This is a genomic window from Emticicia sp. BO119 (assembly GCF_013912375.1).
Taxonomy (GTDB): domain Bacteria; phylum Bacteroidota; class Bacteroidia; order Cytophagales; family Spirosomataceae; genus Emticicia.
Genome location: NZ_JACETV010000013.1, coordinates 47,024 through 62,904, shown reverse-complemented (window position 1 = coordinate 62,904; position 15,881 = coordinate 47,024). Strand labels below are relative to the sequence as shown.

Sequence of the window (15,881 nt, the reverse complement as noted above, 5' to 3'; positions counted from 1 at the left end):
GATATGAAATTAAATATAATAGGTGGTGGAATGACCGGATTGGCAGCAGCTTATATAGCAGCCAAACAAGGGATTAAAGTAACCATAGTTGAGGGGAGTGATAAGTTTGGCGGATTATTGAACACTTTTGAAATAGGTGGAAATCAATTGGAATACTATTACCATCACTTTTTTACGCAAGATGCCGAATTGCGTTGGTTGTTAAAAGACTTAGGAATTTCAGATAAAGCCTTCTACAAAAAAACCACAATGGGGGTTTTCAGAAATGGCAGGATATATAATTTTAACTCGCCAATCGACCTGTTGAAATTTAAACCTGTTGGATTTATCGGAAAAATCCGTTTTGGGCTGACCAGTATTTTTTTGGGGAAATTTGCCAAGTGGCGTGAAAATGAAGAAATATCTACTTTGGACTGGTTTTATAAATGGGCAGGCAAAGACATAACCGATGCTCTCTGGAAACCTATGCTTAATATCAAGTTTGGTCCTTACTCTAATCAGGTGCCGTTATCGTGGATGATTGGTCGTATGGCGCAGCGTCTGGGGTCTCGTAAAGATGGTGATGAAAGTTTAGGTTATATTCAGGGAAGCTGGAAAACATTGATGGACACGCTTGTGAAACGATTAGAAGAAATGGGTGTGGAACTCATTAAAAATGAACCTGTTGAAGCATTTAAGATTGAGAATAATGAGATAAAGGGCATCAAGACCAAAAACCTGCAAATTGGGAATGACGGCGATAAGTTCTTATTAACTATCCCCTCTATCTATTTTGATAAAATTAAAAACTCTCCGTTGGATGCCAATGGCATTGAGTACTTCGGAGCTGTTTGTACAATTTTAGAATTGAAGAAATCATTCAGCCATATCTACTGGATGAACGTAGCCGACCAGGGCTTCCCGTTTGGGGGTGTGATTGAGCATACCAATTTCATTCCGAAAGAACAGTATAACGGCTCGCACATTATGTACTTATCACGCTACTTTGCCATGAGTGAAGATTTGGCAAAAATGAGCAATGAGGATATTAAGGCTGTGATGATTCCGCCATTGAAACGTATTAATCCGGAGTTTTCGGAAGATTGGATTAAAAATGTGTATGTTTTCAAAACCAATACGGCTGCTACCGTTTGTGATTTGAACTTCTCCGAGAAAGTACCTGCTTCCGAAACTTCAACCAAAAACTTGTATATAGCTAATATGGCGCATATTTATCCTGATGAACGTAGTACCAATAACTCTATCAGGGTAGCGGCCGAAGCTTGTAAGGTTATGGGAATGAATAGTGATTTTGTTCCTTATGGTGCTTCACTTTCTGGAAAGATTGGATTTGGAAACAATTCTGAAAAATAATACAACTATTTTTCAAGTGCGAAACTTTTGGGTATGGATAAGCGTTTAAACATCATACGCGTTTTCAAAGGAAAGTCTTGCTTCGATAAAAAAGCAGGACTTTTTTGTTGCTATCTCTTTCTTCTTTGCCCTTTTGTGTTTCAAATACCCTATCTTTGCGACTCAAACATTCGCACTAAGCCCTTGTTATAATGATTTCTATTGTAATTCCCATTTTTAACGAAGAAGAAAACCTACAAAATCTATATAATCGATTAACTGCTGCTGCTCCTTCCTGGGGAGAAGATTACGAAATTGTATTAGTTGATGATGGCTCTCGTGATAGTTCATTAACCATGATGAGAGTGATGGCTGAAAAAGACGTGCATGTAAGGGTTGTCAAACTTTCTCGCAATTTTGGTCATCAACCTGCTATTTCAGCAGGCATAAAAATGGCTAAAGGTGATGCTATTGTGATTATGGATGGTGATCTGCAAGACCCGCCGGAAGAATTACACAGATTTCTGGATAAATGGCGTGAGGGGTATGAAGTGGTTTTTGCCATCAGAACCAAACGCAAAGAAGGTTTTTTCAAGAAAATGGCTTATTCCACTTTTTACAGAATATTAGCCTGGATTTCTGATATTGAGATTCCTCTTGATTCGGGTGATTTCTGTGTGATGGACAGAAAGGTAGTAAACGTGCTGGTACACGAAATGCCTGAACAATTAAGATTTGTACGCGGTATGCGTGCCTTTGCCGGATTTAAACAGGTTGGTGTTACCTATGAAAGAGCCGAAAGAGCCGCAGGAGAAGTAAAATATACCTTTAAGAAATTAGTTCAGTTAGCGTTAGATGGTTTATTTGGCTTTTCAAGTTTCCCGCTCCGTCTGGCTACTTATATGGGTTTTATTATCTCTATTCCTTCGTTTTTCCTGGGCATTTTCTTCGTTCTACATCGATTGATAGGCTTTAAGGTTTTTGGTCATGCACCTGAAGAAACCCCGGGAACGGCTTCGTTGGCAGTAGGCATGTATTTCTTAGGCGGTGTTATTCTGATTATCTTAGGTATTTTAGGAGAATACATAGGCAGAATCTATATTGAAGTAAAAAAACGCCCTTTCTTTGTGATTGATGAAGTGATTGAGAAGAAATGAGAGTAAATGATATACCCTCTGGTAATGCCATCTTGGTAAGAGGTGGCATTTTTGCTTGTATGCAATACACCGCCTAAAAGATTATTCTGTGACATTTAATGATATCGCCTCTTTCCACTCATGATCAAATCAGATACTTATTCGAAACACAAAACAGAATATATTGCTATACCAGTCCATAGCATCGATTTAAAAAATCGTGATACATTAATTCAATCCGTTTGATTATTTCCTACCTTTGTATCTTTGATTTAAATAACCAATAATGCTTACTCATTCTCTTAAACTCCGAAAACCCCTCGCCGTAATCGACCTCGAAACTACCGGAGTAAATATTACCAAAGACAGAATTGTAGAATTGTGTATTGCTAAAGCCAAACTTGACGGAACGGTTGAAGTAAAGACAAAATTGATTAATCCGGGTGTACCGATTCCGCCTGAGACGAGTATGATACATGGGATTTATGATGAAGATGTGAAAGATGCGCCAAGTTTCAAGCAGATAGGTAAATCTTTAGCGCAGTTTTTAGAAGGTTGTGATCTGGCGGGCTTTAACAGCAATCGTTTTGATGTGCCCATGCTGGTAGAAGAGTTTTTAAGAATTGATGTGGATTTTGATACGAAGAACCGCAAGCTGATTGATGCCCAACGGATTTTCCACCTGATGGAGCCCCGTACGCTTTCAGCGGCCTATCGTTTGTATTGTCATAAAGAATTAGACGGAGCACATAGTGCAGAAGTAGATACTTTAGCTACCTTAGAGGTACTTTGTGCGCAGGTTGACAAATATGATGGTGTTAAACTGAAAAATGATAAAGGCGAAGAATACGAGCCCGTAAAAAACGACATGGACGTATTGCACCAGTTGACATCGGCAAATATTGTTGATTTTGCACAAAGAATGACACGTAATGCCAAAGGAGAAATTATGTTTAATTTCGGCAAACACAATGGTAAAGCTGTTAAATATGTATTAAAGCAAGAACCTCAATATTATGATTGGATGATTAATGGCGATTTCCCGTTAGACACCAAAAGAAAATTAACAGAAATAAAGCTGAAAATGATGCTTGAAAAGTGATTTTTTAGCACTTAGGATACGATTTTCCAGTTCAGAAAATAGTATTTTACTAAGAAATTGACCGACGTTAAAATTCGGGTTGAAAATTGTTTATTGATAATTGTTCATTATTTTTGCGAAATCTTTTCGGAAAACAACCATAAATCTGCAAATGCAAAGTAAAATACCAGACATTATCCAGACCGTCCCTTTGCTAAATTATGTCTTATTGGCAAGTATTTTATTCATCATTGGGGTCGTGGGTGTATTGATACGCCGCAATGCTATCATCATATTTATGTCAATCGAGTTAATGCTTAATGCTGTTAACCTTTTATTGATAGCGTTCTCTTCTTACCGGGCTGATTCATCAGGGCAGGTTTTTGTATTTTTTATTATGGCAGTTGCCGCAGCCGAAGTAGCCGTTGGTCTGGCTATTATTGTGATGATTTATAGAAATATCCGTTCTATTGACGTCAGTTTGTTGGATAAATTGAAATGGTAATCTCTTCATGAATATAATAGTTTTTAAACCTTATTTAACATGCCTTTGAGGCCGGGGCTATTAATATATGTCAATCATTACTCTAATACCTTTATTTCCACTCATTGGTTTTTTAATCAACGGCCTTGGGTTTCGTAAAATTCCTACCAGTTTAGCCGGGCCAATCGGTGTAGGGGCTTCTTTGTTATCATTTATTGGTACTGTAATAGCCTATACCCAGCTTGTTGAAACCAACCAACCTATTCTTGTGAATGTTTTTGACTGGATTACAGTCGGAACCTTACAGATTAACTTCTCATTCCAGATAGACCAACTATCTATTATTATGCTTTTTGTAATTACAGGTGTAGGAACACTCATACATATGTATTCGATGGGCTATATGCATGATGACGAAGGCTATGGCAAGTTTATGTCGTTCCTTAATTTGTTCTTATTCTCGATGTTATTATTGGTGATGGGTTCAAATTATATTGTGATGTTTATTGGTTGGGAAGGTGTAGGTTTGTGTTCTTATCTACTCATTGGATTCTGGAATAAAAATACAGAATATGGCAATGCCGCAAGAAAAGCCTTTATTATGAACCGTATTGGTGATTTAGGCTTTTTAATCGGTATTTTCCTGATTATATTGAATTTTGGCTCGGTTGAATACACAGAGGTATTTGAAAAAGCAAAAGGATTAACCATAGGCGATAGTACTATCATTGCCATTACGGGCTTCCTGTTCATTGGTGCGATGGGTAAATCGGCACAGATACCTTTATATACGTGGTTACCTGATGCAATGGCTGGCCCTACTCCGGTATCGGCTTTAATCCATGCTGCTACGATGGTTACTTCGGGTATTTATATGATTGTTCGTTCGAATATTCTCTATACTCTTGCGCCTGAAACACTGGAATTTGTAGCCTGGATTGGCGTTGCTACTGCCGTTGTAGCTGCCACAATCGGTATCTTCCAGAATGATATTAAGAAAGTACTGGCTTATTCGACTGTGAGTCAGTTAGGATATATGTTTATGGGATTGGGTGTATCTGCTTATACGTCGGGCTTCTTCCACGTTATAACACACGCTTTTTTCAAAGCTCTCCTATTCTTAGCAGCAGGTAGCGTGATACATGCCATGAGTGGTGAACAGGATATTCGCCGCATGGGTGGTTTATGGAGTAAAATCAAAATTACTGCTATTACATTCTTAGTAGGTACTGTAGCCATTTCAGGGGTTTTCCCATTTGCTGGTTTCTTCTCGAAAGATGAGATATTAGCGCATGTATATGAGCATAATAAATTGATGTGGGTATTGGCATTGATTGGCTCTATGATGACTGCCTTTTATATGTTCCGTCTATTCTTCCTTACTTTTACGGGTACTTTCAGAGGAACGCATGAACAGGAACACCACTTGCATGAATCTCCGGCAAGCATGACAATCCCTTTGATGGTCTTAGCGGTTTTATCGTTTATTGGTGGTTTTATCGGTATGCCTGAAGTGTTTCATACCCCTCATCTATTAGCAGAGTTTCTGAATCCGATTTATGAAGGTTCAAAAGTTGTTAACCCTGAGTTCGGAGCTCATCCGGTTGAACATTCAACTGAGTGGATGTTGATGGGAATCTCGCTGGGAGCTGCTTTGATTGCTATTTTTGTGGCTTATACCAGATTTGGCGGCAGTAAAAATGTACCTGTAGAAGACAGCGAGATTACAGGTGTACAAAAAGTTATTTACAACAAATATTATATTGATGAAATTTACTGGGCTGTTTTTGTAAATCCTGTTAAGCGTCTGTCAGCCATATTTGTAAACATATTTGAACCTAAAGGTTTCGATGGTATCGTAAATGGTGTAGGAAAACTGGTTAATTCGTTCAGTGGGCTTACCCGTAAATTACAGGCAGGAGGAACCGGCTTCTATTTATTTGCAATGGTAATAAGTATTGCCCTGTTTATGGGTATAAACTTAGGTTATCAGGTTTTAGAAACTATTAAAGCATTTGTTGGGATAAAATAATACGAATCCAACCGAACATTACGACTTAAAAATTTAAAAATAATAACGGATGTTAGCACTAATCCTTATACTAATTCCCCTTATTGGCAGTCTTTTACTGTTTTCATTAAGAGGTAGTAATGCTGGAGTATCAAAAAATGTAGCTTTATTGACTTCTCTTATAGAGTTTGTTATTGCTGCTTATGCTTTTATCACTTTTGATTCTCAAACTGTTGTAGAAGTCAAATATGCCTGGATGAAGGACCTGAGAATTAATTTCCATTTAGGAATTGATGGCATCAGCCTTTTAATGATTGCTCTGACAGGCTTTTTAGTACCCTTGATTGTTCTTTCCACATTTAAGTTTAGCTATAAAAAACAGGAATCTTTCTACTCGCTTATCTTATTGACCCAAGCGGCTTTGATGGGTGTTTTTATGGCAAAAGATATTTTCCTGTTTTACTTTTTCTACGAAGCAGCACTGATACCGGTATATTTCTTAGCGGCCTTGTGGGGAGGTGAAAATGCACCAAGAATTACTTTCAAGATGTTTGTTTATACCATGTTTGGAAGTTTGTTTATGCTGGTTGCCATCGTGTATCTATATATAAAAGCATCAACAGCCAATATTCAGGAACTATATGCAGCTGCGAAATTTATTTCGCCTGCGAGCCAGAATTTATTATTCTGGGCGTTCTTTATTGCCTTTGCTATCAAAATGCCGGTATTACCATTTCATACATGGCAACCGGATACTTATAGCGAATCGCCAACTCCGGCTACCATGTTATTATCAGGCTTGTTGTCGAAAATGGGGGTTTACGGGTTAATCCGTATCCTATTGCCGTTGGCTCCGGTAGGGTTGTCAGATTCTGGTTTTATTGCCATGATTTTATCAGTAACCGGCTTGATTTATGGTTCGGTTATTGCGATTCAGCAAAACAATATCAAACGCCTGATTGCTTATTCATCATTTGCACATATGGGCCTGATGGCGGCAGGAGTATTATCGGGTACATTAAGTGGTATTCAGGGTGCTTTATTACAAATGGTTGCGCATGGAATCAATGCAGTAGGTTTGTTCTTCATCATAAAAATTATGTACGACCGCACTAATACGAGAGATTTAAATTCTTTGGGTGGTATTACACAAAAAACTCCGGCATTGAGTATCTATTTCATGATTATCATGTTGGGGAGCGTTGCCTTACCTTTGACTAATGGTTTTGTAGGAGAATTTTTATTACTGAAAGGTGTATTTGATAAAAATGCCTGGTTAGGTGGTATTGCAGGTTTAACAATTATTTTAGGTGCCGTATATATGCTACGCATGATGCAACGCTCGATGTTTGGCGAAAGTAACCAGGTAACTGCCAAGTTTAAGGATGTAAAAGGTACGGAAGTAGCCGTTTTATTGCCTATAGCTGCCGTAGTTTTATTGATGGGTATTTTCCCGAATGTATTTTTGAAAATTACTGAACCTGCGGTTAACAGCCTATTACAACTGATTCATCCTTAATTAATAGTTTACACCCGACAGTTGTGAACTGATAATGCTCAATAGATATTATGTATCCAATACTCGTACTTTCTATAACCGGAATTATTACCCTGTTCTTAGGTTTTCTTAAATCTAAGAAAGTCTTACTTCCTGCTACCTTATTTTTTGTAACACTTGCGTTTTTAGCCAATCTATATGACTGGAACAAACCGGGCTTGTACTTCAACAATATGTTGCAGGTAAATAATTTCACTATTCTGTTATCAGCTATTATTCTGCTTTCTGCCTTTCTGATTATTGGGTTGTCGAAAGGTTTTATTGATGATGACCATGCACAGCCGGCTGAGTACTTTGCGATACTACAGTTTTCGTTAGTTGGAGCTATTATGATGACAGGATACCAGAATCTGATTATGCTGTTTATCGGTGTTGAGATTTTATCTGTTTCGATGTATGTACTGACCGGAAGTGACAAGCGGAATCTGAGAGGAAATGAAGCCGCCCTTAAATATTTCTTAATGGGGTCGTTTGCTACAGGTATTATGCTATTTGGTATTGCTATGTTATATGGTGCCAATTATTCATTTAATATTGAGACCGCCCGTGCGGTAATTCTGCAAACACAATTGGCCGGACGACCTGTATATCTGTTTGTCGGTGTTACGTTCCTTTTAATTGGTTTGTTGTTTAAAGTATCTGCCGCTCCGTTTCATTTCTGGACTCCTGACGTGTATGAAGGTGCGCCAACTATCTTTACAACGTTCATGTCGACCATTGTAAAGACAGCCGGATTTGCCGCTATCTATCGTATATTAGAAGTATCATTCTCGTCTATTTATAGTTTCTGGTGGGTAATGGTGGTTATAATGACCGTGCTGAGTTTAATTATCAGCAACGTGACGGCCGTATCGCAGGGTAGTTTTAAACGTATGCTGGCGTTTTCAAGTATCTCTCATGCCGGATATATGCTGATGGCTGTGATAGGATTGAGCAATAAATCTGATGATTCAATCGTATTTTATTCATTAGCTTATTCTTTGGCTACTATCAGTGCTTTTGGTGTATTGATGGCGGTGTCGAAAGAGAAATTAGTTGATGGACGACCAGACGAAAGTATTACGGTATTGAATGGTTTATCCAAGAGAAATCCATTCCTTGCTTTTATTTTAGCTATTTCAATGCTTTCGTTGGCGGGGATACCTTTAACAGCAGGCTTCTGGGGTAAATTCTATGTATTTTCAGATGCAGCTTTCAGAGGGCATATCTGGTTATTGGTAGTGGCTATTCTGATGTCAGCTGTAGGGATTTACTATTATTTTAAACCTATTATTGCTGCCTATATGAGAGAAAGCGAGGGTGAGATAATCAGCATAAAGCCTTTTTATAAGATAATTTTAGGAATTACAACATTTGGTTCTATTCTGCTTGGGCTTTTCCCTGATTTATTGCGTAGCTTAATGTGATAAAGAGCATATTTTAAATCATAAAATCTTGTTAAAAATATTAGAAAAAATCAGGAATAAGGAATTAAGAAGTTTTATTTCTTTTTTCCTTACAGCTATATTAGGTGCCGGCACAAACTTTATCACACAAATCCCTTATAAATCTCTTTTTCTCTATCTGGGCTTTGCTGACAAGCCTGCATTTAATCTAAGTGTTTCTGCCGGGTATCTGACCGCCACAGTTGTGAGTTTTATTCCTGCTAAAGTTTTTGCCTTTTCTGCCAAAGAATCAGGCAATACACGCCGGGAATCTGTGAAGTTTCTGATTATTGCACTGGTGGCCTGGGGCATACAGGTAGGGGTTTCTTCTCTTACTTTCGACCATGTAGCTAACAAATATTTTTCTCAATACTCTCTTTTTGTCCGTGAAAAAAGTTCTCATGTAGTGGGTATGGGCTTTAGTTTTCTTGCCAATTATTTCGGTCACAAATTTCTTACCTTTAGAAGTACAGGAATTTATGACAAACTCAAAACCCGAAATCCCCGCTAAAAATTGGACAATTTCAAGATTCTATTGCTTTATTAAGACGTATTTAAGGTAATTTTAAAAAAAATTTAAGAAATGCTTGCATCGTATCTTAAAATAAACTTAAATTTGCAATGCGTTTCAAACCTTAAAAACAACATAAAGAAATGAAAAAAGTATTTGCAATCTTATTCGTAGCTGGTATGGCTTCTTTGGCCGCTTGTACATCTAAAACTGAAACTGCTACTGACTCTACAGCTGTAGATTCAACTGCTACTTCAGTTATGACTCCTGATACAACAATGGCTGCTGATTCAATGGCTGCTGATTCAACTAAGTAATTAATACTTAATCAGATAATAGAAGGGTCTTATTCGTTCATTCGGATAAGACCTTTTTATTTGGGATCTTGTTTAGTATTGTTTAGTACAAATAATAAAAAAGGTATCAGCCGAAAACCCTGATACCTTAATTTTTGTTTAAACTATCTGAATAGCATTTTAAAAATTATCACTCCATTTATAAGCCTCTATTAGTTTCTTCTCTCCTTCTGCACCTTTGTAGGCATTGCCATGTTCCATACCCATGATAAACTCCTGATTCTTTGCTTTAGATTTTTCGTAGATATGTTTGAACAGGCTTTTATAGTTTATCTCTCCGGTAGTTGGTTCATTGCGCCCCGGCTCATCGCCTATCTGAAAATATCCGATTTCGTCCCAGCACCAGTCCATATTCTGTGTCATACGGCCTTCATTGCGTTGCATATGCCACATATCAAATAAAATCTTACATGATGGGCTGTTAACAGCCTTGCAAATCATAAAAGTCTGGTCTGAATTACGCAGAAATAATTCAGGTGTATCGCTTAGAGGCTCTAATACCATAGTCAGGTTATGAGGCTCCAGAATATCGCAGGCACGACGCAGGGCATCAATGACATTGGCAGTTTGAATACCTATGGGTAATCTTCTTTCAAAAAATCCTGGCACAACCGTTGCCCATCTGGCATTGACACGCTTGGCTACTTCAACAGATGTGCGGCAGGTTTTCAGGAAATTCTCTAAAAACTCTTTCTTTCCTGTCGCTAAAGATGTCTTCCAGTTGTCGCCACCATCAATCACAAAAACGCCCATTTTCATATTCAGTTTTGCCAGGGTCTCGCCTATCTTCTTTTGTTCATCAACCGGACGGCCCAGCATACCATTATCTTCTAATGCCATAAAGCCATTATCGGCCATAAATTTCAGCTGGTCAACAAGGTCTTTTCCGGCAGAGTTCTCGAACATACCGAAATGAGGAGCGTATAAGAGTTTAAATTTATCGGCTGAAGTAGTTTTAGGGAAGTCTTGTTGTGTCTCAGATGCTAAAGCAGTGCCAATCGGCAAAGCAGAAGCACCTGCTGCCATAGCACTCTTTGAAAGAAAGTTTCTACGATTCATTTTGAATAGATTAAGGGGTTGATTGAGGCGAACAAATTACGAAAATATTGTCAATGAAGCGTTAAATAAGCAAAAAATCTGGATTTCTTAATACAAGAAATCCAGATTTTCTGTTTTTATTTCTTCTGTTTCAAGCTCCAGAAATTCTTCCCAGAAAGGATTCTCGGGCAGTGGAGCTTTAATAAGGATTGGTTCTTTCTTAACCGGATGAACAAAATATAAACGGCGCGCATGAAGATTGATATTACCCTCAGGATTGGCTCTCGGGTAGCCATATTTTACATCTCCTCTGATCGGGCAGCCTATACTGGCCAACTGAACTCTGATTTGATGCGGACGACCTGTAACAGGGTTTACCTCCAGTAAATGATAGTGATTGATTTCGCCCAGATAACGGTAAGTCAATTCGGCTTTCTGAGAGCCTTTCACTTCAGTATCAAAAGCTTTAACTGTATTTTTCTCTTCGTTTTTTACTAAAAAATGGGTCAGCTTAGCACTTTTCTTTTCAGGTTTTTTGCCTACTACTGCCCAATAGGTTTTCTGCATGTCTCTTCTTCTGAATAATTCATTCATGCGCTCAAGTGCTTTTGAGGTACGAGCAAAAACCACGATCCCGCTTACGGGACGGTCGAGGCGATGTACTGTTCCTAAAAATACATCGCCTGGTTTACTATATTTTTCTTTGATGTAGTCTTTTACGTAATCTGATAAAGTCTTATCTCCTGTAGCATCGCCTTGTACTAAAACTCCTGCTGCTTTATTGACAATTATAAGATGATTGTCTTCGTAAAGAACATAAAAAGGCTGTTTCATATCTTTATAATTTCTCACAAAGATACTCAGTTTTTCTAAGTTTAACTACAAAACCGTGAGGGATAGCAATTTAGCAGCCGTTTTTTAAGCTACAGCCCCCATATTCTGGCGGACAGTCTCTAATCTTCTGCGTGAGATACCAATCTTTGTTCCGTCTTTTAAAACTACTGTTTTATGGTCGAAATTAAGGTCGGCTATGAATCTGGTATTGACAATGCAAGATCTGTTGACTCTTACAAATGATTGAGGTAAAATAGTACCATACACTTTCAGGGTATAGGACATTACTTTTTGTGTACCCCCATTCAGAATAAACGTAGTATAATTGATATTTGCTTCTAATCTTACGATATTATCTGAAGCTCTGAAAAGTAACTTGTTGTGATTTCGGTGAGGTTTTCTGATTTTAGTTTCCATGTCTGTTTTTGTTATAATTATGAGACAAAAATGACTGATAATCAGGAGGTTCTAAAATTTAAACGGCTGAATACGCAAAAATGCCTATTGAATAGTAGAAAAATAAAAATGAATGGTTTTATAAGGCCAGGAAGTCTGTTTCTACTATATATTGTGTATAATTATCCGGGTCTACTTTCACAACAATGCTATCTTTCAGATATGGTAAGGGATTAAACCAGATGGGGTTACTATAGAAGATATATATCTTGTTATCAGAAGGCGATTTATAGGTACTGCGTATAATATACGGACTCTCGTTATTAACGCGTATGCTATAATTTTTATATACATCATCTACGTGAGCACTAATACTTATTCCCCACTTTTGCAGATGCTTTTTCTGACTGAGAGAGAACAATTGCCGGGTCAGGCCTATATATCCTATCAGCCCGAACACAAAGAAAAACAAACTTAGCAGAATCGTTACAAACCAGGCATCCATGCCTCCTCCGGTTGCTTCATCAGGTTTATGGGGTGAATAATAAACAGGTACTTTATCTCCGTAATTTAAGGGATTTGTCCAGCTTTGTTTTTCTAACCAATAGGTATGAGAGTTCTGCTGATTATCAAAATACACCAACTTATAGCGGATATGGCCTTTATTATCCGCAAAGCCGCCTTCTACTATGGCTGTTGTCTTTACGCCCTCATGTAAAAGCTTATGTGCTTTCTTATAGCTGAAATAAGCCACTGTCCCCATAATGGTAGCAACGAAAGAGAATATTCCGAAGAAAATGAGGTAGAAATTATTTTTAATCATTTATTTGAGAAGAAAAAGAGTTTAACCAAACCGGCTATAAATAAGAGCAAAAGAGTAAAGCAGATACCTGCAATGTATATCATACCTGCACCCGGCCCGCCTGCAGTATGTGAACCGGCACAATAGCTGAACACAAAATGACTGCCTATGAGTGACACAATGATAATCCGTATCAACAGGTATTCTTTAGGTGCAACGGCTATGCCGTAGATACTCATACAAGCAAGTATCACAACCAGAGGTAATACATAAGCCATATTTTCTATACTATCATTGTATTTGCCCTGTGTGCTTATATTATATCTGCCAAAATACTTTATGCCTATAAAGACCAATAGCCAGAGTAACTCCGGCCCGATTAAGTATTTTACTATTTTCATGGTCATTCATTAGTTTTTATAATGATACAGTTTTTCAACACTTATCTCATTAATTATATCTTGCTCAGTAGTTTTTACTAAATATCCGCCTTTATCAAATTCATTTTTGTATTTCAGATGGCTCAGTGTATCTCCCTCAGCACTTTTGCATAGTGATTGTATTATTACATTTTTACTTAGCTTCCCCATCCTGTAACCTGTAAAATATTCATCGACACTTGAGACATTCAAAGCTATTTTATTCTCATGGTTACTATCATATTCATACCAAAGTTCCATATCAAGCTTGTCATCAGTCAGGTATCGGGTACTTATCAGGTTACCTGCTTTATAACTATGCACAATGATATTATCCTTATTAGTCGTGAAGTTTTTAGTAATCGCCTTTATCAAAAAGCCCTCAGCATTATAGGCATAAGCAGTTTCATAAATTTTTCCTATAGCCGTCTCTGTAAAAGTAGAGGCAATGATTCTTCCGTCTTTATCTAAAGAAAATTCCTGTTCCGAAATCGGGGCTCCCTTGGTATCTACCCATTTTCTATGGATATGGTCTTTGGTATAAGTATAATAAGCGGTATCTGAAATACTGTTAAATTTTATCAGATTACCCGAAGCATCATAGACAAAACTCTTCTGAGATAATTCATCTTCGGGATAAGTAATTTTTATCAGGGGCTTTATTGACTCTGATGAAAGTTCATTGTGTTTGGCTGCTTCTGCCACGGGTTTTTCATTCTTTATACAGGCTTTCAATAATAGGCTAAGCAGCAAAATGACAATTTTAGTTTTCATGTGTTTATGTAAATTTAAAGATGCCTTAAAATGGTATAAAAAAAGCTCTACCAATCTGGAAGAGCTTTTGTTCTAACCCCTAAACTTATGAGAAAAACCCTACTTTAATAACTTAATGATTGTTGCCCACGATTTACTTCTCTGGTAATGATTCTGTCACCACTGGTTAATTCGACATAATACTTTCCTACTGGTGCTGAAGACAAATCAACGCGTACATTTACCGAGGTTTGTTTTCTGCCTATGAGTTCTTCATGCAAGGTTCTGCCGTCGGCATCCATCAATTTCACTTTGGCTTTTTGTCCTTTATCTTTTGCAATATTCAGGCTTAGTTTCAAAGAATTTACGTGTTCGTACTCGTACATACCAATGTTGAGGTTACTACTTCTGTACTCAATTTTTTTATCGTCTGCATTGGCTTGCAAACTGAAAAGAATAATAGCGATGATTAATAATTGCTTTTTCATTTTAAATGCTTTTAGTTTTCTATGACTATTCGGTTGTTTGTCTGTTTTTGACGCTACAAAGTTGAGTGAATGTAGATTCCAAAAAAAATATAAGACGCCGAAGTGCCAAAAACGACTAATGGATTGCAGGAAAACAGGTTTTAATGGTTTTTATCAATAAAGTAATGCGTACAAAAAAATACCCGAGCCATACTTTTGAAGCGAAGCTCGGGCAAAAAATTCTTTCTATATATGTGCCTATTTTATCTTCCTGAATATCTCCTGCATAGTTTCAGGGTCTATAGCACTCATCTCTATCAACTTCAACGACTTCACCATTTTAAGCGTAGTGGATTTATAATGCTGAAAATGTGGAGTTTTCAGGTGCGCCTCATAAGCCTCTCTATTGGCATATATCTCCAGAAGCCTTATCTGGTTGGGGTTTTCTTTCTGATACATCGGGAATATAACAATTACACCCGGTTCTATTTTTACAGATGCAGAAGATTCTTCCTTCAAAATAGCTTTGTATTCTTCGAGATATTCAGGTATAATCTCAATTTCTGCTATGCGTATCATCATGTCTTTTTGTTGGGCAACAGAGGGCTTGAATGAAAGAATCATAAGGCTTGTTAGTATAAAAAGAAAGATGATTTTATACCTCATAGTTGGAAAGTTGCGAATAAAATGTTTCATTTTTTTGCTCATGGTTTATTTACTTCCTCATACTCTTGCTCAGAAACAGGGTGTAACCATACTACATTTACATCATCTTTAAAATGCGTAATAGCAATATGCGTCATTTCGGTTCTGGCCGAAGCCCCGTGCCAGTGTTCGGTATTTTCAGGAATATTAATAACATCTCCCTTTTTTATGACTTGGGCAGGCTTACCTTTTTCCTGATAGAAACCTTCGCCTTCAATAACAATGAGCACCTGTCCTTTCGGATGTGTATGCCAGTTGGTTCTTCCGCCGGGTTCAAAAGTTACATTACCTAATAAAAAGTCACTATTTTTATCTCTGGCCAACAGAACCTTTAAAAAGGCATCGCCGGTAAAATAGCCATTCGTGAGTTTATCGCCTTTCGGAAAAATTGCGTTTGTCTCCATTTCATTTTATGCGTTTAGATGAAACAAGCTAAAAAGCAGAATTACTTGCAAGCTAATCAGTTTCAGGTGATGATTGTTTAAAATTTATGAGATAATTTCTATCCCCACTCCTTTCTGTTGAATCAAAAACAAAATAAAATCAGTACCACAACTAATCTCCTTTGCGAAAA

General features: G+C 37.5%; 18 protein-coding genes. 9 read left to right on the top strand and 9 right to left on the bottom strand.

The window, feature by feature from the left end; all coding sequences use genetic code 11:
• Window positions 1-3 precede the first annotated feature (3 nt).
• The 9 genes from H1R81_RS26195 to H1R81_RS26155 all read left to right on the top strand — a co-directional run bounded on the left by H1R81_RS26195 (window position 4) and on the right by H1R81_RS26155 (window position 9,854).
• On the top strand, window positions 4-1,353 hold the full coding sequence (locus H1R81_RS26195; RefSeq protein ID WP_181843721.1) for an NAD(P)/FAD-dependent oxidoreductase: 1,350 nt from the start codon (window positions 4-6) through the stop codon (window positions 1,351-1,353).
• 191 nt (window positions 1,354-1,544) lie between these two features.
• Window positions 1,545-2,489, top strand: a complete 945-nt coding sequence (locus H1R81_RS26190) for a glycosyltransferase family 2 protein (protein WP_181843720.1) — start codon at window positions 1,545-1,547, stop codon at window positions 2,487-2,489.
• 265 nt (window positions 2,490-2,754) lie between these two features.
• Window positions 2,755-3,570 (top strand): 3'-5' exonuclease, encoded by an 816-nt coding sequence (locus H1R81_RS26185; protein ID WP_181843719.1) that lies wholly within the window; start codon window positions 2,755-2,757, stop codon window positions 3,568-3,570.
• A gap of 151 nt (window positions 3,571-3,721) precedes the next feature.
• Window positions 3,722-4,054 (top strand): NADH-quinone oxidoreductase subunit NuoK, encoded by a 333-nt coding sequence (gene nuoK, locus H1R81_RS26180; RefSeq protein WP_181843718.1) that lies wholly within the window; start codon window positions 3,722-3,724, stop codon window positions 4,052-4,054.
• A 67-nt stretch (window positions 4,055-4,121) separates the two neighbouring features.
• Window positions 4,122-6,065, top strand: a complete 1,944-nt coding sequence (gene nuoL / locus H1R81_RS26175) for an NADH-quinone oxidoreductase subunit L (protein WP_181843717.1) — start codon at window positions 4,122-4,124, stop codon at window positions 6,063-6,065.
• 49 nt (window positions 6,066-6,114) lie between these two features.
• Window positions 6,115-7,563 carry a NuoM family protein gene (locus tag H1R81_RS26170; RefSeq protein ID WP_181843716.1) on the top strand — a complete coding sequence of 483 codons (1,449 nt, stop codon included), beginning with the start codon at window positions 6,115-6,117 and terminating at the stop codon, window positions 7,561-7,563.
• Window positions 7,564-7,613: 50 nt separating this feature from the next.
• Window positions 7,614-9,008 (top strand): NADH-quinone oxidoreductase subunit N, encoded by a 1,395-nt coding sequence (locus tag H1R81_RS26165; RefSeq protein ID WP_181843715.1) that lies wholly within the window; start codon window positions 7,614-7,616, stop codon window positions 9,006-9,008.
• Window positions 9,009-9,036: 28 nt separating this feature from the next.
• Window positions 9,037-9,537, top strand: a complete 501-nt coding sequence (locus H1R81_RS26160; RefSeq protein ID WP_220275322.1) for a GtrA family protein — start codon at window positions 9,037-9,039, stop codon at window positions 9,535-9,537.
• A gap of 143 nt (window positions 9,538-9,680) precedes the next feature.
• Window positions 9,681-9,854 (top strand): hypothetical protein, encoded by a 174-nt coding sequence (locus H1R81_RS26155; protein ID WP_181843714.1) that lies wholly within the window; start codon window positions 9,681-9,683, stop codon window positions 9,852-9,854.
• Between the two features lie 159 nt (window positions 9,855-10,013).
• On the opposite strand, the gene H1R81_RS26150 is transcribed toward H1R81_RS26155, so the two are convergent.
• The 9 genes from H1R81_RS26150 to H1R81_RS26110 all read right to left on the bottom strand — a co-directional run bounded on the left by H1R81_RS26150 (window position 10,014) and on the right by H1R81_RS26110 (window position 15,711).
• Window positions 10,014-10,952 carry a hydroxypyruvate isomerase family protein gene (locus tag H1R81_RS26150; RefSeq protein ID WP_181843713.1) on the bottom strand — a complete coding sequence of 313 codons (939 nt, stop codon included), beginning with the start codon at window positions 10,950-10,952 and terminating at the stop codon, window positions 10,014-10,016.
• 87 nt (window positions 10,953-11,039) lie between these two features.
• Window positions 11,040-11,765 carry an RluA family pseudouridine synthase gene (locus H1R81_RS26145; RefSeq protein ID WP_181843712.1) on the bottom strand — a complete coding sequence of 242 codons (726 nt, stop codon included), beginning with the start codon at window positions 11,763-11,765 and terminating at the stop codon, window positions 11,040-11,042.
• 84 nt (window positions 11,766-11,849) lie between these two features.
• Window positions 11,850-12,182 carry a LytTR family DNA-binding domain-containing protein gene (locus H1R81_RS26140; RefSeq protein WP_181843711.1) on the bottom strand — a complete coding sequence of 111 codons (333 nt, stop codon included), beginning with the start codon at window positions 12,180-12,182 and terminating at the stop codon, window positions 11,850-11,852.
• A 118-nt stretch (window positions 12,183-12,300) separates the two neighbouring features.
• The gene (locus H1R81_RS26135) at window positions 12,301-12,984 is read right to left on the bottom strand and encodes a DUF3592 domain-containing protein (protein WP_181843710.1); all 684 of its coding nucleotides are present in this window, start codon (window positions 12,982-12,984) and stop codon (window positions 12,301-12,303) included.
• The gene (locus H1R81_RS26130) at window positions 12,981-13,364 is read right to left on the bottom strand and encodes a hypothetical protein (protein WP_181843709.1); all 384 of its coding nucleotides are present in this window, start codon (window positions 13,362-13,364) and stop codon (window positions 12,981-12,983) included. The genes H1R81_RS26135 and H1R81_RS26130 overlap by 4 nt, the downstream gene beginning before the upstream one ends.
• Before the next feature lie 9 nt (window positions 13,365-13,373).
• A complete protein-coding gene (locus H1R81_RS26125) occupies window positions 13,374-14,156 on the bottom strand; it encodes a hypothetical protein (RefSeq protein WP_181843708.1) in 783 nt (260 codons plus the stop codon).
• 104 nt (window positions 14,157-14,260) lie between these two features.
• Window positions 14,261-14,623: a hypothetical protein gene (locus tag H1R81_RS26120; protein WP_181843707.1), complete on the bottom strand. Its 363-nt coding sequence runs from the start codon at window positions 14,621-14,623 to the stop codon at window positions 14,261-14,263.
• Between the two features lie 237 nt (window positions 14,624-14,860).
• A complete protein-coding gene (locus H1R81_RS26115; RefSeq protein WP_229251231.1) occupies window positions 14,861-15,298 on the bottom strand; it encodes a putative quinol monooxygenase in 438 nt (145 codons plus the stop codon).
• Between the two features lie 8 nt (window positions 15,299-15,306).
• Window positions 15,307-15,711: a cupin domain-containing protein gene (locus H1R81_RS26110; protein ID WP_181843706.1), complete on the bottom strand. Its 405-nt coding sequence runs from the start codon at window positions 15,709-15,711 to the stop codon at window positions 15,307-15,309.
• Window positions 15,712-15,881: the final 170 nt, after the last annotated feature.